Genomic DNA, 20,525 nt, shown 5'->3' with positions numbered 1-20,525 from the left:
CCATGCAGTTCTGTTGAAGCGTTCTTCGTTCGTTAAGGTGGTAACCCCACCAGCCACACCCCGGCACACAATGTTCCCGCTGTGGCTGCTGCCTTCCGGCTCTGACCAGGTTCACGGGTAATCGTTGCGGGGGGACCGATGGGGTCACCATAACGACACTCACCTGTCGGCGAGCCGCGCCATTGTACCTATCTGAAGCGAAGTTACAACCGTTGGTTTCAGATTAAAAACATGAAGGGCTTCAAGCACTTGCTATTGCGCCTGCAACACCTCGTCCGCCTTGCCGCCCGCCTGCTGGATCACCAGATGGATGAAGTGCAACTTGGCAATCGCCGCCGCCGGCAGCACGAACGGGTAGAAATCCGGCTGGCCCATACTGCGTGACAGCTCGTTGAGCATGCCCGCCAGTTCGATCCACGCATTGACGAACGATAGGAACGCCGCGCCGCCGGGGTGCTCCGGGTCGTACAGCGTGCTGGACGGGAACGGCTGGTAGTCGAAGTCCATTTCCCGCGCGCTCATGCCGAAACCCAGCGCGGTATCCACCGCATCCATCATGTGCAGGTAATGCGCCCAGGTTTCGGCCCAGTCTTCCCATGGGTGCATGGTCGCGTAGGCGCTGACGTAGTGTTGCGGCCAGTCCAGCGGTGCGCCCTGTTGATAATGACGGTCGAGCGCTTCGGCGTAACTGGCGCGCTCGTCGCCGAACAGGTTGCGGAAAGGTTCAAGCCACGGCCCATTGGCGATCAGACGATCCCAATAATAATGCCCGACCTCATGCCGGAAATGCCCGAGCAGCGTGCGATAGGGTTCATGCATTGCCGCCCGCACCTGCTCGCGATGGGCGTCGTCGGCTTCTTTGATATCTAGGGTGATCAGACCGTTGGCGTGGCCGGTCATTGGCGCGTTGCCTTCGAGATCGACGCCGATGAAGTCGAAGGCCAGACCGGTGGCCTCATCCACGATTTTCGGGATGACCGGCAGGCCGAGGGTGATCAGTTGCGCCACCAGCCGACGCTTGGCGATTTCGACTTTGCGCCAGCGTTCGGGGTTTTCCGGCACTGAGAGGTCGGGGATGGTGCGGTTGAGGCTGCAGGCGATGCACAGGCTGTCGTGGCCGTTATCCGGCAGCAGCCAGTTGCACGCGGCGGGAGTGTCGAGGTTGGCGCAGCGGCGAAACAGCCCGGCGTCGGGATCGGCATCGAGTGTCCAACTGCCGTCCTGTGGCCCGGGTTGCAACGAGGTCAGGCGACTTTCTTCAGGCTGATAGCCCAACATGGCGCTGCAAGCCAGACACTGACTGTTGCGAAAGAACAGCGACTGGCCGCAGCGGCACGGCCAGATTTTGCTGTTGCGTGAAGATTCGCCCATGAACGGCGCGACAATGCGAGAACTGAGCTGCTCGAAAAAGCGGTACATGGCGATCTCTCCCTGGGACTTGCCAAGACTAGATCATCCTGAAGTCAACAATGTTCCCGAATACAACGCAGCTACTGAGTGACACTGCCGATGTGGCGAGGGAGCTTGCTCCCGCTGGGTTGCGAAGCAGCCCCCAAAACCATGCGACCTCATTTACCCTGAAATACCGAGGATGGTGGTTTTGCGACGACTTCGTCGCCGAGCGGGAGCAAGCTCCCTCGCCACAAAAGCAGACTGCCGAACAAAACTGTATCAGGCAGAAATGCCATGGATTTTGAGGAACGCGATAAACGCCTCTTCATCCATCACCTTCACCCCCAGCTCATTGGCCTTGGTCAGTTTCGAACCAGCACCCGGCCCTGCGACCACACAATGAGTTTTCGCAGATACCGAGCCGGCGACCTTGGCGCCGAGGCTTTCCAAATGCTCTTTAGCCACATCGCGGCTCATCAACTCGACCTTGCCGGTCAGCACCCAGGTTTCGCCGGACAGCGGCAGGCCCTCAACGATTTTCTTCTCGCTCAGCCAGTGCATGCCGAAATCCCGCAACTGTTTCTCGGCGGCCTCGGCGATCTGCCGATGCTCGGGCACAGCAAAAAACTCGCGCACCGAATTGGCCTGCTTCTCCGGTAGCGCCTGACGCATGTCCAGCCAGTCGGCATTCATCACCGCTTCCAGCGAACCGAATTTGTCCGCCAGTTTCTGCGCGCCGCCCGGGCCGACAAAGGGAATGTGCAGCTTGTCGAGCAGACCGCCGAGGGTGGTGCTGGCGGCGAACTCGGCGCCCAGTTCGCTCTGATCCTGAATCTGCAGGCCATGCCCCAACAACTCGGCGATCACTTGCTGGTTGTGCGCATCTTCAAAGAAGCTGTGAATCTCGTGGGCCACTTCCAGGCCGATGTCCGGCAGGTAGGTCAGCACTTGCGGCAGCGCCTGCTGCACGCGCTCCAGCGAACCGAGCGAGCGCGCCAACACCTTGGCCGTTTCCTCACCGACACCGGGAATGCCCAGCGCATAAATGAACCGCGCCAGTCCCGGTTGCTTGCTGTCTTCAATCGCCGCCAGCAGCTTGTTGCTGGAGACCTCGGCGAAGCCTTCCAGATCGACAATGTCGTCGAACTTCAACGCGTACAGATCGGCCGGCGAACTGACCAAACCTTCATCGACCAGTTGCTCGACGCTCTTGTCGCCAAGGCCTTCGATGTCCATCGCCCGGCGCGAGACGAAGTGAATGATCGCCTGCTTCAGTTGCGCGCCACAGGCCAGACGGCCAACGCAGCGATACACCGCACCTTCACTGATGGTTTCCTTGCCTTTGCTGCGCTTGACCAGTTGCGTGCGCTCGACATGGGAGCCGCAGACCGGGCAATTCTCTGGAATCGCTACAGGACGGGCATTCTCCGGGCGACGTTCGGTGACCACTTGCACCACCTGCGGGATCACATCACCGGCGCGGCGGATGATCACGGTGTCGCCGATCATCAGGCCCAGGCGCGCCACTTCATCCATGTTGTGCAGGGTCGCGTTGGCGACGGTGACGCCGGCGACCTTGACCGGTTTCAGTCGTGCCACCGGAGTGACGGCGCCGGTACGGCCAACCTGGAATTCCACGTCGAGCAGTTCGGTGAGTTCTTCCATGGCGGGGAATTTGTGCGCGATCGCCCAGCGCGGTTCGCGGGCACGGAAGCCCAGCTCGCGCTGATCGGCGATGCTGTTGACCTTGAACACCACGCCGTCGATTTCGTAGGCCAGCGCGTTACGCCGCTCACCGATGTCGCGGTAGTAATCCAGGCACTCGCCGATGCCTTTGGCCAGCTTCAGCTCGTGGCTGATCGGCATGCCCCACTTCTGCAATTGCTTGAGGTTGCCGATGTGAGTATCGGAGATATCGTGGGAGACCTGACCGATGCCGTAGCAGCAGAATTCCAGCGGGCGATTGGCGGTGATCTTCGAATCCAGCTGACGCAGGCTGCCGGCAGCGGCGTTGCGCGGGTTGGCGAAGGTCTTGCCGCCGACTTCCAGTTGCGAGGCGTTGAGGCGCTCGAAACCGGCCTTGGACATGAACACTTCCCCGCGCACTTCGAGGGTCGCCGGCCAGCCTTCGCCATGCAGCTTCAGCGGAATGTTGCGCACGGTGCGCACGTTGACGCTGATGTCTTCACCGGTGGTGCCGTCGCCGCGAGTGGCGCCGCGCACCAGCACGCCGTCCTGATACAGCAGGCTGACCGCCAGGCCATCGAGTTTCGGCTCGCAGCTGTACTCCACCGCCGCGCCGCCACCGAACAGATCACCGGCCGGCAGATCCAGACCTTCGGTTACCCGGCGGTCGAACTCGCGCATGTCGGCTTCTTCGAAGGCGTTGCCGAGGCTGAGCATCGGCACTTCGTGACGCACCTGGGTGAACGCGGTCAGCGCCACACTGCCGACACGCTGGGTCGGCGAGTCGCTGGTGATCAGTTCCGGATTGGCCGCTTCCAGCGCCTTGAGCTCGTGGAACAACCGGTCGTACTCGGCGTCCGGAATGCTCGGTTCGTCGAGGACGTGGTAACGGTAGTTGTGCTGATCGAGTTCAGCGCGCAGCTCTAGAATGCGGTTTTTGGCGGCGGTCATGGGTGTTCTCTCATAAAGCAAAAGAGCAGCCGAGGCTGCTCAATCTTCTAAATCACAATAGCTCAAGGCTATGGACATTGTGGCGAGGGAGCTTGCTCCCGCCGGGCTGCGCAGCAGCCCCAAAATCACGGCGGCTTCGCCACCGAGCGGGAGCAAGCTCCCTCGCCACAACTGCGCTCTGGCCTTAGCGCTTCTGGGTCAGGGCGCGGCGTTCGAATTCGACGATGCGCTGACGGTAATGCTCGATGGTTTGCGCGGTCAGCACGCTGCGCTGGTCATCTTTCAGCTCGCCGTTCAGCTCTTGGGACAGCTTGCGCGCTGCCGCCACCATCACGTCGAAGGCCTGCTTCGGATGACGCGGGCCTGGCAGGCCGAGGAAGAAGCTCACCGCCGGGGTGCTGAAATGGTCGATGTCGTCCAGATCGAAGATACCCGGCTTGACCGCATTGGCCATGGAGAACAGCACTTCACCGTTGCCGGCCATGCTTTCGTGGCGGTGGAAAATATCCATCTCGCCGAAACGCAGACCGCTTTCCAAAATGTTCTGCAGCAGGGCCGGGCCTTTGAAGCCGGCGGCGTCGCGGCAGATCACGCTGATCACCAGGACTTCTTCGGCTTGCGGCTGATCCTTGTCGGCCACCGCTGGCGCAGGCTTGCTGTCGTCGACGAAGTCATCATCACGGCTGCTGAAGCTCGGGCCGCCGTCCAGATCCAGATCGAGGTTCAGGTCGCCCTGGGCCGGACCATTGCTGCCGCGCTTGCCACGTTTCGAAGCGGATTCGCGAGGCTCGCGTGCTTCGCGGGCCGGCATGCTCACCGACGGCAGATCGTGTTCGTCCAGTTGCGGCTCTTTATGCGTATCTAGCACGCGGGCCGGGCCCAACAGCTCAGCACTGGTGTCCTCGTCCGGCAGGTTGGACAGACTTCGGTCAAGACGGAATTTCAGTTTTCCCTTGCCGCCGCGCATACGGCGCCAGCCATCGAAAAGAATACCGGCTATCACAATGATGCCGATGACGATCAGCCACTCGCGCAGACCGATTTCCATGTAATCCCGTGCCTCTATAAAAAATGCTGAAAAATAAGGGGTTTACATTGTGCAAACCGCTTTAAAACGTGGCGCCAACTCTATGTTCTGACAGGCGTTTTGCCCACGTATACGAAAAATTGACATTAAACTAGCACGACCAAAGACAACTTTACACCGTCTGTCACATTGGCTTGCGCGAATATGTCGATTGGCCAGCAAGTCGAAGTCGGTAAAAAAGTCCTACAGACTACTCATACCCTTCCGACACCACGCTGACTCAGGCGTCCACCATCGCCATCGCCTCCTCGACATCCACTGCAACCAATCGCGAACAACCCGGCTCGTGCATCGTTACGCCCATCAGTTGATCAGCCATTTCCATGGCGATCTTGTTGTGGGTGATATAGATGAACTGCACGGTCTGCGACATCTCTTTAACCAATCGTGCGTAGCGTCCAACGTTAGCGTCATCCAGTGGCGCGTCAACTTCATCGAGCATGCAGAACGGCGCCGGATTCAATTTGAAGATCGCAAAAACCAGTGCCAGTGCGGTCAGGGCTTTTTCCCCGCCAGAGAGCAAATGGATGGTGCTGTTCTTCTTTCCTGGCGGCCGCGCCATGATCGTCACCCCTGTATCGAGTAGATCTTCGCCCGTCAGTTCCAAATACGCGCTGCCACCACCGAAAACTTTCGGAAAAAGCGCCTGTAAACCGCCATTGATCTGATCAAAGGTATCTTTGAAGCGGTTACGGGTTTCCTTGTCGATCTTGCGAATGACGTTTTCCAGGGTCTCCAATGCTTCGACCAGATCGGCGTCCTGCGCATCCAGATAACGTTTACGCTCGGATTGTTGCGTGTATTCGTCGATGGCCGCGAGGTTGATCGCACCCAGGCGCTGAATCCGCGCATTGATCCGTTCGAGTTCTTCTTCGGCGGCGCGTTCACTGGCCTCAGGCGTCAAGGTCGCGAGCACGCCATTGAGATCGTAGCCGTCTTCGAGCAATTGATCCTGCAACGCCTTGCGCCGCACGGTCAGTGCTTGCCATTCCATGCGCTGCTGTTCGAGCTGGCCACGGATCAATTGCGATTGCTGCTCGGCCTGGGTCCGGCGCTTTTCCGCCTCGCGCAGTTCGCGGTCGGCGTCTTCCAGCGCAATCTGCGCAGTCTTCAGTTCTTCGTCGACGGTCATGCGTTTGTCGAGCAGCTCTTCGAGTTTCAGGCGCAGCTCTTCCAGCGGTGCCTCGCCCTCCTCCAGATTCAGACTCAACTGCTCACGCTTTTCGGTCAGGCGCTCGGCCTGCATCTCCAGACGTTCCAATGCCTGGCGCGTAGAATCGTGCTGCGCGCGCAACGAACCGAGACGCACCGCCAGTTGATGGGCGTGATCCTTGTGCTGACGGGCTTCCTGGCGCACGCGATCAAGGCGTTCGCGCAGGCTGTCACGCTGAGCCAGCAGCAACTCGCGCTGCTCGGTGTCCAGCGCCATGGCATCGAGCGCTTCCTGCAATTGCATGCGCGCTTCGCCGATCTGTTCGTGTTCCAGTTCGCGTTGCTCGCCGAGTTCGATCAGCTCCTCATCGAGGCGGGTGCGGCGCAGCGTCAGCTGTTCAGCCTTGGCTTTACCGGCGGACAACTGGGCTTTCAATTCACCTTGGGAGCGGGCTTCGTCCTGCAGCAAACGACGCAAGTGTTCGCGGCCGTTTTCCTGCTGACGCTGTTGCGCCCGCAGGGTTTGCAAACGGGTTTCCATGGCTTCGACCGTGGCTTCGCGCTCTTCGCGTTCGGCCTGCAGCGCCTCGATTTCCTGACCACGGGCGAGCATGCCGCTCTCAGCTTCACTGGCGCGACGCACCCGCAGAAAGTGTCGGCCGACCCAGTAACCGTCGCGACTGATCAGGCTCTGCCCGGCACTCAACTGGCCGCGCAGGGCCAAGGCCTGCTCAAGGCTGTCGACCGGTTTGACCTGGCCGAGCCACGGCGACAGATCGATCTGCGCCTCGACTTTATCCAGCAGGCTGCCCGCTACCCGCACACCATCGCTGGCGGGGCTGAGCAGGCGCAGATCGCCTTGGGTGAAGCCGGACAGATCGAAACCGTTGAAGTCGTCCACCAGCACCGCTTGCAGATCGGCGCCGAGCACGGTTTCCACCGCCAGCTCCCAACCGGCCTCGACCTTCAAGCCTTCGGCCAGACGCGGCCGTTCGGCGAGGTTCTGTTCCTTCAGCCATTCGGCGGTGCCGGTGCCCGGGTCGAGCGCGGCTTGCTGCAAGGCTTCCAGCGAGGCCAAGCGCCCGTTGAGCCGCTGCAAATCGCCCTGCGCCTGCTGCTGCGCGGTCAGTGCCTGCTGCAATTCCTGACGCAGTTGTTCAAGTTTTTCGACCTGCGCTTCTTCGCTGGTCTGCAAATCTTCGAGGGTCGCTTCGGATTCGGCGAGCTGCTCGTTGAGCGCCATGATCGCCGCGTCCTCCGGGTCGGCGGAAAGCAGATCGCGCTCTTCGGCGAGACGCTTTTGCCGATCGGCCAGACGCTCCATGCTGGTTTCCAGCTGCTGGATCCGCGACTGCTGCACTTCGGCCTGGCGCCGTGGTTCGGCAGCGGTCAGGTTGAAAGTGTCCCACTGCTCCTGCCAGCCGTGCATGACGCTTTCGGAATCTTCCAGCGCAGCGGCGGCTTCTTCGGCGGCGGCGCTGGTGACTTCCTGCTCGGGGGTGAGCATGTCCAGCTCTTCGCCGAGGGTCAGCAGCAGCGTGCGGTCGTGGCCCAGGTGCGATTCGGTTTCCAGACGCGCGCGCTCGGCTTCTTTCAGATCGTCCTGCAACTGGCGCAAGCGCTGCTGGCCGTGCTGGATGCTCTGCTCGACCCGGGCGATGTCGCCGCCGACCGAATAGAAGCGCCCCTGCACCAGATTGAAGCGCTCGGACAGTTCATGGTGCCCGTCGCGCAGCCGCTCGATAGCCGCATCGGCATTGCGCTGCTCGGCGACCAGTGCTTCGAAACTGACTTCCTGGTTGCCGATGATCGATTCGCGTTGGCCGACTTGATCGTTCAGATCCTGCCAGCGCAGGGCCGACAGTTGCGCCTTGAGCTGGCGCTCTTCGGATTTGTATTCCTGATACTTCTTCGCGGACTCGGCCTGACGGTGCAGTCGTTCGAGCTGACGCTCAAGCTCTTCACGCAGGTCGGTCAGACGCGCAAGGTTTTCGTGGGTGCGGCGGATGCGGTTTTCGGTCTCGCGCCGGCGCTCCTTGTACTTGGAGATGCCTGCCGCTTCTTCGATGAAGTTGCGCAGGTCTTCGGGTTTGGCTTCGATCAGCTTGGAGATCATCCCCTGCTCGATGATCGAGTAGCTGCGCGGACCGAGGCCGGTGCCGAGGAAGATGTCGGTAATGTCGCGACGACGGCACTTGGCGCCGTTGAGGAAATAGCTGTTCTGGCTGTCGCGGGTGACTTTGCGGCGAATGGAGATCTCGGCATAAGCCGCATACTCGCCGACCAGCGTGCCGTCGGAGTTGTCGAACACCAGTTCAATGCTCGCCTGGCTCACCGGTTTACGGCTGGTCGAGCCGTTGAAGATGACGTCGGTCATCGACTCGCCACGCAGGTTCTTCGCCGAACTCTCGCCCATCACCCAGCGTACGGCGTCGATGATGTTCGACTTGCCGCAACCGTTCGGCCCGACGACCGCCGCCATGTTACTGGGGAAGTTCACCGTGGTCGGGTCGACGAAGGACTTGAACCCCGCCAGTTTGATGCACTTCAGCCGCACGCTCAGGCAACCGTCAGGGCGGAGACCACCAGATCGCAGCTGCGCTGGGCGTAAGCCGTCAGCACGATGCGGATCTGCGGCAAATCACGGGCGAGCACAGCGGCCAGCAGGCGCTCGAACAGTTCGAGGAACTCGCTCATTTCGGCCTTGCGCTGTTCGAGGGCGAGGAAGTAGGCGCGGCTCATGGCCGGCTGCAGGTTCTCGACGGTCTCTTGCAGGTACGGATTGTTGGCGAACGGGTACGCAGCGCGCATCACGGCGAAGCTGTCGTCGACGAAGGTGCGGATGTCCTGACGCTCGTAGCTGGCGGTCAGGCGCTGCTGGATCTGCACGAAGGGCGCCATGTCGGCCTGGGTCTGCCAGCCATTGGCGACCGCATTGCCGAGCAGGATGTACAGCTCGCTCATCAACGTGCACAGGCTCTGCACCTTGTGTGCGGTGAGTTCGGTGACATGGGCGCCACGTCGCGGCAGGATCGCGATCAGGTGACGGCGTTCGAGGATCAGCAGGGCTTCGCGGACCGATCCGCGGCTGACATTGAGGGCCAGCGTGACCTTCTGTTCCTGAATGCGCTCTCCCGGCTTCATTTCGCCGCGAATGATGCGTTCGGCGAGGTGGTGAGCAATTTGCTCGGCGAGGCTGTCCGGCGCCTTGAACGTCATGGTTGTCCTTCAAACTCTTCGATCTGCACAAGCGGCGCAGTGTAGCGCAAATGCAGGTGCATGGCGGAGTGCCCGCACGGCGCTTTTTGGCACGATTCAAGCAAAAAGGCAGTGAATCCGCTCAGGGTCAATACTCAATAGAGCACGCGTTAATCGACAAAACCGTTTTTCCTGACCCTTAAGTCAGAAAACCATTGACCGAAAAGTCAGACCTGCTAAATTCGGCTCAAGTCGGTTAACAACAATAATGAGTCTGCGAGGCCTTCCGTGATCCAGTTTTTACTTAACCAGGAACTCCGTAGCGAGCACGCCCTGGACCCTAATCTGACCGTGCTCAATTACCTGCGCGAACACGTGGGCAAATCCGGCACCAAAGAAGGCTGCGCCAGCGGCGACTGTGGCGCCTGCACCGTGGTGGTCGGCGAGTTGCAAACGGATGACGCCGGCCGCGAACACATTCGCTATCGCAGCCTCAACTCGTGCCTGACCTTTGTTTCGTCGCTGCACGGCAAACAACTGATCAGCGTCGAAGACCTCAAGCACCAGGGCGAACTGCACAGCGTGCAGCAAGCCATGGTCGAGTGCCACGGCTCGCAGTGCGGCTTCTGCACCCCCGGCTTCGTCATGTCGCTGTTCGCCCTGCAAAAGAACAGCGATGCACCGGATCAGGCCAAGGCGCACGAAGCGCTGGCCGGCAACCTCTGCCGCTGCACCGGCTACCGGCCGATCCTCGCCGCCGCCGAGCAATCCTGCTGCGGCAAACAGCCGGACCAGTTCGATGCCCGCGAAGCCGAGACCATCGCCCGCCTCAAAGCCATCGCCCCGACCGATATCGGCGAACTCAACAGTGGCGACAAGCGCTGCCTGGTGCCGCTGACCGTCGCCGATCTGGCCGATCTGTATGACGCTTACCCACAAGCGCGGCTGCTGGCCGGCGGCACCGATCTGGCGCTGGAAGTCACCCAGTTCCATCGCACCCTGCCGGTGATGATCTACGTCGGCAACGTCGCCGAAATGAAGCGCATCGAAACCTTCGATGACCGCATCGAAATCGGCGCCGCCACCGCCCTCTCCGACTGCTACGAAGCGCTCACTGCCGAGTACCCGGACTTCGGCGAACTGCTGCACCGCTTCGCCTCGCTGCAGATCCGCAACCAGGGCACCCTCGGCGGCAACATCGGCAACGCCTCGCCGATCGGTGACTCGCCACCGCTGCTGATCGCCCTCGGCGCGCAGGTGGTGCTGTGCAAAGGCGAAACCCGGCGCACGCTGAACCTGGAAGATTACTTCATCGACTACAAGGTCACCGCGCGTCAGGAAAGCGAGTTCATCGAAAAAATCGTCGTCCCGCGCGCCACCGCCGAACAGCGTTTCCGCGCCTACAAGGTTTCCAAGCGTCTGGACGATGACATCTCCGCCGTCTGCGCCGCATTCAACCTGCGCGTGGAAAACGGCGTGATCACTGATGCGCGCATGGCTTTCGGCGGCATGGCCGCAATTCCGAAACGCGCCGCCCATTGCGAAGCCGTGCTGCTCGGCCAGCCGTTCAACAACGCTGTGATCGAACGCGCCTGCGCTGCGCTGGCCGAAGACTTCACGCCGCTCTCGGACTTCCGCGCCAGCAAGGAATATCGCCTGCTCAGCGCACAGAACCTGCTGCGCAAATACTTCATCGAACTGCAAACACCGCACATCGAGACTCGGGTGACCGCTTATGTCTAACCATCACGCCGTAGAGAAGACTCAAGCCGAACTGGCGGAACTGTTCGCCAAGGATCTGACCACCGGCGTCGGCCGCAGCGTCAAGCATGACAGCGCCGCCAAGCATGTGTCCGGTGAAGCGCAGTACATCGATGATCGGCTGGAATTCCCCAATCAGCTGCACGTGTACGCACGGCTGTCGGACCGCGCCCACGCGAAGATCATCAGCATCGACACCAAGCCCTGCTACGCCTTCGAAGGCGTGCGCATTGCGATCACCCACGAAGACGTGCCGGGCCTGAAAGACATCGGCCCGTTGCTGCCGGGCGATCCGCTGCTGGCCATCGATGACGTGCAGTTCGTCGGGCAACCGGTGCTGGCCGTGGCCGCGAAAGACCTGGAAACCGCACGCAAAGCGGCGATGGCGGCGATCATCGAATACGAAGATCTCGAGCCGGTGCTGGACGTGGTCGAAGCCTTGCGCAAACGCCACTTCGTGCTCGACAGCCACACCCATCAGCGCGGCGATTCGGCCTCGGCATTGGCCACCGCCGAACACCGCATTCAAGGCACGCTGCACATCGGCGGCCAGGAACACTTTTATCTGGAAACCCAGATCTCCTCGGTCATGCCCACCGAAGACGGCGGCATGATCGTCTACTGCTCGACGCAGAACCCCACCGAAGTGCAGAAACTGGTGGCCGAAGTGCTCGACGTGTCGATGAACAAGATCGTCGTCGACATGCGCCGCATGGGCGGTGGTTTCGGCGGCAAGGAAACCCAGGCCGCCAGCCCGGCGTGCCTGTGCGCGGTGATCGCGCACCTCACCGGCCAGCCGACCAAGATGCGTCTGCCACGGGTCGAAGACATGCTGATGACCGGCAAGCGTCACCCGTTCTACGTCGAGTACGACGTCGGCTTCGACAGCACCGGGCGTCTGCACGGGATCAATATGGACCTGGCTGGCAACTGCGGCTGTTCGCCGGACCTGTCGGCGTCGATCGTTGACCGGGCGATGTTCCACTCGGACAACTCGTACTACCTTGGGGACGCGACCATCAATGGTCACCGCTGCAAGACCAACACCGCGTCGAACACTGCCTACCGTGGTTTCGGCGGCCCGCAAGGGATGGTCGCCATCGAAGAAGTGATGGACGCGATTGCCCGTCACCTCAACCTCGATCCATTGGCCGTGCGCAAGGCCAACTACTATGGCAAGACCGAGCGCAACGTCACTCACTACTACCAGACCGTCGAGCACAACATGCTCGAAGAGATGACCGCCGAACTGGAAGAAAGCAGCCAGTACGCCGAGCGCCGCGAAGCGATCCGTCGCTACAACGCCAACAGCCCGATCCTGAAAAAAGGCCTGGCGCTGACCCCGGTGAAATTCGGTATCTCCTTCACCGCCAGTTTCCTCAATCAGGCCGGCGCGCTGATCCACGTCTACACCGACGGCAGCATCCACCTGAACCACGGCGGCACGGAAATGGGCCAGGGTCTCAACACCAAAGTCGCGCAGGTGGTGGCCGAAGTGTTCCAGGTGGAAATGGATCGGGTGCAGATCACCGCGACCAACACCGACAAAGTGCCGAACACCTCGCCGACTGCGGCCTCCAGCGGCGCTGACCTCAACGGCAAGGCCGCGCAGAACGCCGCCGAGATCATCAAGCAGCGTCTGGTGGAATTCGCCGCGCGGCACTACAAGGTCAGCGAAGAAGACGTGGAATTCCACAACGGCCATGTGCGCGTGCGTGACCACATCATGACCTTCGAGGCGCTGATTCAACTGGCGTATTTCAATCAGGTCTCGCTGTCGAGCACCGGCTTCTACAAGACCCCGAAAATCTACTACGACCGCAGCCAGGCCCGTGGTCGGCCGTTTTACTACTTCGCCTTCGGCGCGGCGTGCTGCGAAGTGATCGTCGACACCCTGACCGGCGAGTACAAGATGCTCCGTACCGACATCCTCCACGACGTCGGCGCCTCGCTGAACCCGGCGATCGACATCGGTCAGGTCGAGGGCGGTTTCGTCCAGGGCATGGGCTGGCTGACCATGGAGGAGCTGGTCTGGAACAACAAGGGCAAGCTGATGACCAACGGCCCGGCCAGCTACAAGATCCCGGCCGTGGCGGACATGCCGCTGGACCTGCGGGTGAAGCTGGTGGAGAACCGCAAGAACCCGGAAGACACGGTGTTCCATTCCAAGGCTGTGGGTGAGCCGCCGTTCATGCTCGGGATTGCCGCGTGGTGCGCGATCAAGGACGCGGTGGCGAGCCTCGGTGATTACAAGCATCAACCGCAGATCGATGCGCCGGCGACCCCGGAGCGGGTGTTGTGGGGCTGTGAGCAGATGCGCCAGCTCAAGACTGTGAAAGCGGTCGAAGCTGAAACCGAGTTGGCTCCGCTCTAGGACCGAGGTGCGACCTTCGCGAGCAGGCTCGCTCCCACAGGGAGAATGCATTCCAAATGTGGGAGCGGGCTTGCTCGCGAAGAGGCCCGAACAGACAACGACAGATGTCGAGGTGAACATGTACAACTGGATCGACGCCCTCGCCGACCTGCAGAACCAGGGCGAACCCTGTGTTCTGGTGACGATCATCGAAGAACTCGGCTCGACTCCGCGCAATGCCGGCTCGAAAATGGTCGTCAGCGCGAAACAGACCTTCGACACCATCGGTGGCGGGCATCTGGAATACAAAGCCATGCAGATCGCCCGCGAAATGCTTGCCAGCGGCAAGCAGGACACCCATCTGGAGCGCTTCAGCCTGGGTGCCAGCCTCGGCCAGTGCTGCGGCGGCGCCACCGTGCTGCTGTTCGAACCGATGGGCCAGGTGCAGGCGCAGATCGCTGTGTTCGGCGCCGGGCATGTCGGCCGCGCGCTGGTACCGTTGCTCGCCAGCCTGCCGTGCCGGGTGCGCTGGATCGATTCGCGGGAAGAGGAATTCCCCGAACAGATCCCCCACGGCGTGCGTAAAATCGTCGCCGAAGAGCCTGTGGATGAAATTGACGACCTGCCCGCCGGCAGCTACTGCATCGTCATGACCCACAACCATCAACTCGACCTGGAACTCACTGCCGCGATCCTCAAGCGCAACGACTTTGCCTACTTCGGCCTGATCGGCTCCAAGACCAAACGGGCCAAGTTCGAACATCGCCTGCGTGATCGCGGCTTCGACAGCGGCGTCGTGCAACGCATGCGCTGCCCGATGGGCATTGGCGACGTCAAAGGCAAACTGCCTGTGGAAATCGCCATCTCCATCGCCGGCGAAATCATCGCCACCTATAACGCCAATTTCGGCCAGCACAGCGCCAGCGCCGAACCGATTGCCAGACTGCTGCCGGTTTCGCGGCGCAGTCAGGCCGCCAAACTCAAAGCCTCAAACTGATTAGAGAACCCTCATGCCTCTGACTCGCAAAGCCTACCGCGCCGCCATCCTGCACAGCATCGCCGACCCCGCCGAAGTCGGGATCGAAGCCTCCTACGAATATTTCGAGGACGGCCTGCTGGTGGTCGATGGCGGCAAGATCAGCGCCCTCGGCCACGCCAGCGAACTGCTGCCGACCCTGCCGGCGGACATCGAGATCACCCACTATCAGGACGCGCTGATCACCCCGGGCTTCATCGACACCCACATCCACCTGCCGCAAACCGGCATGGTCGGGGCCTACGGCGAGCAACTGCTGGACTGGCTCAACACCTACACCTTCCCGTGCGAAAGCCAGTTCGGTGACAAGGCCCACGCCGACGACGTGGCCGATATCTTTATCAAGGAGCTGCTGCGCAACGGCACCACCACCGCGCTGGTATTCGGCAGCGTGCACCCGCAGTCGGTGAACTCGTTCTTCGAAGCGGCCGAGAAGCTCGACCTGCGGATGATCGCCGGCAAGGTGATGATGGACCGCAACGCGCCGGACTACCTGACCGACACCGCCGAATCGAGCTACGTCGAGAGCAAGGCGCTGATCGAACGCTGGCATGGCAAGGGCCGCCTGCACTACGCGGTCACCCCGCGCTTCGCCCCGACCAGCACCCCGGAGCAACTGACCCTCGCCGGCCAACTGTTGACCGAATACCCGGATCTGTACATGCAGACCCACATCAGCGAAAACCTCAAGGAAATCGAGTGGGTCAAGGAACTGTTCCCGGAGCGCAAGGGCTATCTGGACGTTTACGATCACTACAAGCTGCTCGGCGAGCGCTCGGTATTCGCCCACGGCGTGCACCTGTGCGACGACGAATGCGCGCGGCTGGCGGAAACCGGCTCGGCGATCTCGTTCTGCCCGACCTCGAACTTCTTCCTCGGCAGCGGCCTGTTCAACCTGCCGATGGCCGAGAAGCACAAACTGAACGTCGGCCTCGGTACTGACGTCGGCGGCGGCACCAGTTTCTCGCTGCTGCAAACGCTGAACGAAGCCTACAAAGTCATGCAACTGCAGGGTGCGCGGCTGAGTCCGTTCAAGTCGCTGTACCTGGCGACGCTGGGCGGTGCGCGGGCACTGCGCCTGGAAGACAAGATCGGCAACCTGCAGCCGGGTTCAGACGCCGACTTCCTGGTGCTGGATTACAACGCCACGCCGCTGCTCAGCTATCGTCTGAAACAGGCTAACAACATTGCCGAAACGTTGTTTGTGCTGATGACACTGGGCGATGACCGCACGGTGCAGCAGACGTATGCGGCGGGGGCTTTGGTGCATCAGCGCTGAGTTTTCTCAAGGCATAAAAAATCCCCCGGTGGTGTTCACCCCGGGGGATTTTTTGTTGCCTGTCAAAAAGCTATCGCGAGCAGGCTCACTCCTACAAGTGAACGCATTTCAAATGCAGGAGTGAGCCTGCTCGCGATGGGGTCGACTCGGTGTCAGCTCAAAGCTTGGCGCTTGGACGCCCAGGCTTCTTGGTCTGCAACAAATGCGAGAACACCGCATGCAGATCATCCGACGCACTTTCCTCATCGAGGTTGAGCTTGCTGTCGATGTGATCCATGTGATGCATCATCAGGTCCACCGCCAGCTCACCGTTGCGTGCTTCGATGGCGTCGATCAATTGGGTGTGCTCGTCGTAGGAGCAATGCGAGCGGTTGCCGCTTTCATACTGGGCGATGATCAGCGAGGTCTGCGAGACCAAGCTGCGCTGGAAGCTGATCAGTGGCGCGTTTTTTGCCGCTTCGGCCAGTTTCAGGTGGAATTCGCCCGACAGACGGATACCGGCGCCGCGATCTCCACGGGAGAAGCTGTCGCGCTCGTCGTTGACCATCTGACGCAATTCGGCGATCTGCTCAGCGGTGGCGTGCTGCACGGCCAGCTCGGTGATCGCGCGCTCTACCAGACGCCGGGCCATGAACACCTGACGCGCTTCTTCAACGCTCGGGCTGGCGACGACTGCGCCACGGTTCGGCCGCAACAGCACCACGCCTTCATGGGCCAGACGCGATAGCGCGCGGCGAATGATGGTGCGGCTGACCCCGAAGATTTCCCCCAGCGCTTCTTCGCTCAATTTTGTACCGGGCGCCAGACGCTGTTCGAGGATGGCCTCGAAGATATGCGCGTAGACAATATCGTCCTGGGTTCCGCTGCGGCCGGCTTTGCCTGCTCGCGGTTGTTTCTTGAGGGGTTGCAACTGTTCGTTCATGGGCACTCGAGTCGGGAGAACTGCGGCGAATAGACCGTGACTGTAATACGGCACAGTAGGTCGCTGGCAAGTATCGCGTAAAAAACAGCGCGATTGTACACAATGAATGGTGGCAACACGACTGTACGGCTGTTTGTGACCACGGCTGTATTGCAACGATCCGTCAGGTTTGAGTTTAGGCTTGATCGCAGAATCCGCAGCCAGAACACAAATCCCCCTGTGGGAGCGGGCTTGCTCGCGAAAGCGGTGTGTCAGACCACATCTGCTTTTACTGACCCACCGCTTTCGCGAGCAAGCCCGCTCCCACAGGGGTTCAGGTAATTGCGGGGATCTTCATCTGTATAAGGAACACCGCCGTCATGAACGACGCCACCTACACCCGCCTGCGCCCCCTCGCCGACACTTCGCCCTCGGCGATCGTCGCCGGTTTCATCGCGATGATGACCGGCTACACCAGTTCGCTGGTGTTGATGTTCCAGGCCGGGCAAGCGGCGGGCCTGAGCAGCGGGCAGATTTCCTCGTGGATCTGGGCGATTTCCATCGGCATGGCGGTGTGTTCGATCGGTCTGTCGCTGCGCTATCGCACACCGATCACCATTGCCTGGTCGACACCCGGCGCGGCCCTGCTGATCACCAGCCTCGGTGGCGTCAGCTACGGCGAGGCCATTGGCGCCTACATCACTTGCGCGGTGCTGGTGACCATCTGCGGGCTGACCGGCAGCTTCGAACGCCTGGTGAAAAAGATCCCCGCGTCGCTGGCGGCAGCGTTGCTGGCGGGGATTCTGTTCAAGATCGGCAGCGAAATCTTCGTCGCCGCGCAACACCGCACCGGGCTGGTGCTGGGGATGTTCTTCACTTATCTGCTGGTAAAACGTCTGTCGCCGCGTTACGCGGTGCTCGCCGCATTGCTGATCGGCACCGCGCTGTCGGGCTTCATGGGTTTGCTGGATTTCAGCGGTTTCCATCTGGAACTGGCGACGCCGGTGTGGACCACGCCGCACTTTTCGCTGGCGGCGACCATCAGCATTGGTATCCCGCTGTTCGTGGTGGCGATGACTTCGCAGAACATGCCCGGCATCGCCGTACTGCGCGCCGACGGCTACAACGTGCCCGCCTCGCCACTGATCACCAGCACCGGCATCGCCTCGCTGTTGTTGGCGCCATTCGGCTCCCACGGCATCAACCTCGCGGCGATCAGCGCTGCGATCTGCACCGGGCCGCACGCCCATGAGGATCGCAACAAGCGCTACACCGCTGCGGTCTGGTGCGGGATTTTCTACGGGATTGCCGGGGTGTTCGGCGCAACGTTGGCGGCGCTGTTTGCCGCGTTGCCAAAAGAACTGGTGCTGTCGATTGCCGCGCTGGCGCTGTTCGGCTCGATCATCAACGGCCTGAGCATTGCCATGACCGAAGTGAAGGAACGCGAGGCGGCGCTGATCACCTTTATGGTCACGGCGTCGGGGTTGACGCTGTTTTCCATCGGCTCGGCGTTCTGGGGGATTGTCGCGGGGGTTTTGACGTTACTGATTTTGAATTGGCGCAAAGCCCAGGCATAAAAAAACGGCGACCCTCAGGTCGCCGTTTTTTTCAGTATCACTTGGCCGCGTTGATCGGCTTTTCCGGATACCAGACGTCCAGCAGCGGGCTGACGGTCATGCCGGTCAGTTCGCTACGGTTTTTCAGCCAGGCTTCAACGGCAGCGCGCTGCTCTTCGTTGACCGAGCCACGCTTCTGCAGGCAAACCAGACCGAAGTCATCGCCGCCAACATAACCCAGACCGTTGGCTTCCATGGCTTCTTTGATGAATGCTTCGAGGAAAGCGTCAATGGCTTCTTCGGACAAGTCTTCTTTGAAGTCCAGGTTCAGTTCGAAACCCAGCTCTTGAAATTCATCAACGCACAGTTTTTTGCGCAGACGCTGGGAACGGTTAGTCGCCATTGGAACAATCCTCTTAAGTAATAACGGCCGGCACTTTACCAGTTTAAGCGGTCAATTGCCCGACTCTCTGGGCGCGGTGGTCGACCGCCTGTAAAAAAAATAACGAAATGGCCGCCTCGGGCAAGGCACAAGCTGTTACACCTTGGGGCATAATGCCGACACTTTCATGACCACTGAGGGCTTTTTCATCCATGCCCTCGTTATTTTCCCCCTCTTCTGCAGGGTTTTATTTCATATGATCAAATCGTTGCGTCCTCTCTTTCTTGCCGGCCTTCTTCTGCCCCTGGCCCTGCCGGTTGCCGCCGCCACCATCAACACCGCCCTCACCCCTAACGTCGAAAAAGCCCTCAAGGCCAGCAAGCTGCAGCCGACTGCGCTGTCGCTGGTGATGATTCCGCTCGACGGCCCGGGCAATCCGACCGTGTATAACGCCGACGTCTCGGTCAACCCGGCCTCGACCATGAAACTGGTCACCACCTACGCCTCGCTGGAAATGCTCGGCCCCAACCATCAGTGGAAAACCGAGTTCTACACCGACGGCGACCTCAGTGGCGGCATTCTCAACGGCAACCTGTACCTCAAGGGTGGCGGCGATCCGAAGCTGAACATGGAAAAACTCTGGCTGTTGATGCGCGACCTGCGCGCCAACGGCGTGACCCAGGTCACCGGCGACCTGATCCTCGACCGCAGCTTCTTCATCCAGCCGCAACTGCCCGAGTTCAACGACGACGGCAATGACGAGAACAAGCCGTTCCTGGTCAAACCGGACTCGCTGCTGGTCAACCTCAAGGCCCTGCGCTTCGTCGCGCGCAATGACGGGGGCCGGGTGCTGATCTCGGTGGAGCCGCCGATTGCCAGCGTGCGCATCGAAAACACGGTCAAGGCGCTCAACTCCAAGCAGTGCACCGGTGGCGTGCGCTACAACCCGGTGACCCAGGCTGATGGCAGCGTGACCGTGACTGTCGCCGGTCAGCTGGGCGAAGGCTGCAGCTCGCAGACTTACCTGTCGCTGCTCGACCATGCGACCTACACCGCCGGTGCCGTGCGCGCGATCTGGAAAGAACTGGGCGGCAGCATCCAGGGCAAGGATCGCCTCGCCGCGACCCCGAGCAGCGCCAAACTGCTGGCTCGCGCCTACTCGCCGGATCTGGCGGAAATCATCCGCGACATCAACAAATACAGTAACAACACCATGGCTCAGCAGCTGTTCCTGAGCCTCGGGCAGAAGTACCGCAACGAAGCCGACGGTGACGACGCCAAGGCCGCACAACGCGTAGTCCGCCAGTGGCTGGCGAAGAAAGGCATCACCGCGCCGCACCTGGTGATGGAGAACGGCTCCGGGTTGTCCCGCGCCGAACGCGTCAGCGCCCGCGAGATGGCCAACATGCTGCAAGCCGCCTGGCACAGCCCGTACGCCGCCGAGTACATCAGCTCGCTGCCGATTGCCGGCACCGACGGCACCATGCGCAAACGCCTGAAGACCACCGCGATGCGCGGCGAGGCCCACGTCAAGACCGGCACCCTGAACACCGTGCGCGCCATCGCCGGCTTCAGCCGCGACGTCAACGGCAATACCTGGGCGGTGGTGGCGATCCTCAACGACAAGGCCCCGTTCGGCGCGTCGTCGGTGCTGGATCAGGTGCTGCTGGACCTGTACAAGCAGCCGCGCCTGCCGCAGACGGCTTCGGCCCTGTAAACCACCGTCGAACCTGTGGATGCAACTCTCTGTGGCGAGGGAGCTTGCTCCCGCTGGGCTGCGCAGCGGCCCCA

13 protein-coding genes and 1 other RNA gene are annotated in these 20,525 nt (G+C 61.2%); 6 read left to right on the top strand and 8 right to left on the bottom strand.

The genetic code is table 11. From position 1 onward, the window contains the following. Positions 1 to 44 precede the first annotated feature (44 nt). The 6 genes from ffs to V3W27_RS24490 all read right to left on the bottom strand — a co-directional run bounded on the left by ffs (position 45) and on the right by V3W27_RS24490 (position 9,487). Positions 45 to 141, bottom strand: an RNA gene (ffs, locus tag V3W27_RS24515) — signal recognition particle sRNA small type. A 111-nt stretch (positions 142 to 252) separates the two neighbouring features. Next, positions 253 to 1,419, bottom strand: coding sequence for a zinc-binding metallopeptidase family protein (locus tag V3W27_RS24510; RefSeq protein WP_330207754.1), 1,167 nt, complete (start codon positions 1,417 to 1,419; stop codon positions 253 to 255). Positions 1,420 to 1,671: 252 nt separating this feature from the next. Then, entirely contained in the window at positions 1,672 to 4,029 is a 2,358-nt protein-coding gene (ligA, locus tag V3W27_RS24505; RefSeq protein ID WP_330207753.1) for an NAD-dependent DNA ligase LigA, read from the bottom strand. Between the two features lie 184 nt (positions 4,030 to 4,213). Further along, positions 4,214 to 5,077, bottom strand: coding sequence for a cell division protein ZipA (gene zipA / locus V3W27_RS24500; protein WP_096797077.1), 864 nt, complete (start codon positions 5,075 to 5,077; stop codon positions 4,214 to 4,216). A gap of 259 nt (positions 5,078 to 5,336) precedes the next feature. Further along, a complete protein-coding gene (smc, locus tag V3W27_RS24495) occupies positions 5,337 to 8,825 on the bottom strand; it encodes a chromosome segregation protein SMC (RefSeq protein WP_330207752.1) in 3,489 nt (1,162 codons plus the stop codon). Between the two features lie 2 nt (positions 8,826 to 8,827). Beyond that, complete coding sequence (locus tag V3W27_RS24490; protein WP_007961062.1) at positions 8,828 to 9,487, bottom strand: GntR family transcriptional regulator; 660 nt, start codon at positions 9,485 to 9,487, stop codon at positions 8,828 to 8,830. A gap of 267 nt (positions 9,488 to 9,754) precedes the next feature. On the opposite strand from V3W27_RS24490, the gene xdhA reads away from it, so the two are divergent. The 4 genes from xdhA to guaD all read left to right on the top strand — a co-directional run bounded on the left by xdhA (position 9,755) and on the right by guaD (position 15,895). Beyond that, positions 9,755 to 11,209 carry a xanthine dehydrogenase small subunit gene (gene xdhA, locus V3W27_RS24485; RefSeq protein WP_330207751.1) on the top strand — a complete coding sequence of 485 codons (1,455 nt, stop codon included), beginning with the start codon at positions 9,755 to 9,757 and terminating at the stop codon, positions 11,207 to 11,209. Then, positions 11,202 to 13,601 (top strand): xanthine dehydrogenase molybdopterin binding subunit, encoded by a 2,400-nt coding sequence (gene xdhB, locus V3W27_RS24480; protein WP_096797080.1) that lies wholly within the window; start codon positions 11,202 to 11,204, stop codon positions 13,599 to 13,601. Before xdhA ends, xdhB begins: the two co-directional genes overlap by 8 nt. Positions 13,602 to 13,719: 118 nt before the next feature. Further along, positions 13,720 to 14,577, top strand: coding sequence for a xanthine dehydrogenase accessory protein XdhC (xdhC, locus tag V3W27_RS24475; protein WP_095138654.1), 858 nt, complete (start codon positions 13,720 to 13,722; stop codon positions 14,575 to 14,577). A 13-nt stretch (positions 14,578 to 14,590) separates the two neighbouring features. Further along, on the top strand, positions 14,591 to 15,895 hold the full coding sequence (gene guaD, locus V3W27_RS24470; protein ID WP_123533139.1) for a guanine deaminase: 1,305 nt from the start codon (positions 14,591 to 14,593) through the stop codon (positions 15,893 to 15,895). A 157-nt stretch (positions 15,896 to 16,052) separates the two neighbouring features. On the opposite strand, the gene V3W27_RS24465 is transcribed toward guaD, so the two are convergent. Then, positions 16,053 to 16,817 carry a GntR family transcriptional regulator gene (locus tag V3W27_RS24465; protein ID WP_083366480.1) on the bottom strand — a complete coding sequence of 255 codons (765 nt, stop codon included), beginning with the start codon at positions 16,815 to 16,817 and terminating at the stop codon, positions 16,053 to 16,055. A gap of 359 nt (positions 16,818 to 17,176) precedes the next feature. On the opposite strand from V3W27_RS24465, the gene V3W27_RS24460 reads away from it, so the two are divergent. Continuing rightward, positions 17,177 to 18,373 (top strand): benzoate/H(+) symporter BenE family transporter, encoded by a 1,197-nt coding sequence (locus tag V3W27_RS24460; protein ID WP_097087620.1) that lies wholly within the window; start codon positions 17,177 to 17,179, stop codon positions 18,371 to 18,373. 37 nt (positions 18,374 to 18,410) lie between these two features. On the opposite strand, the gene V3W27_RS24455 is transcribed toward V3W27_RS24460, so the two are convergent. Then, the gene (locus V3W27_RS24455) at positions 18,411 to 18,755 is read right to left on the bottom strand and encodes a YggL family protein (protein ID WP_003223308.1); all 345 of its coding nucleotides are present in this window, start codon (positions 18,753 to 18,755) and stop codon (positions 18,411 to 18,413) included. Positions 18,756 to 18,990: 235 nt separating this feature from the next. On the opposite strand from V3W27_RS24455, the gene dacB reads away from it, so the two are divergent. Next, positions 18,991 to 20,451: a D-alanyl-D-alanine carboxypeptidase/D-alanyl-D-alanine endopeptidase gene (dacB, locus tag V3W27_RS24450; protein ID WP_139055672.1), complete on the top strand. Its 1,461-nt coding sequence runs from the start codon at positions 18,991 to 18,993 to the stop codon at positions 20,449 to 20,451. The last annotated feature ends 74 nt before the right edge of the window (positions 20,452 to 20,525 follow it).

The sequence above is a fragment of the Pseudomonas sp. AM14(2022) genome, from assembly GCF_036346455.1.
GTDB classification, from domain to species: Bacteria; Pseudomonadota; Gammaproteobacteria; order Pseudomonadales; family Pseudomonadaceae; genus Aquipseudomonas; species Aquipseudomonas putida_A.
The sequence above is the reverse complement of the archived record's forward strand: the minus strand, read 5'-3'. Positions and strand labels throughout refer to the sequence as shown.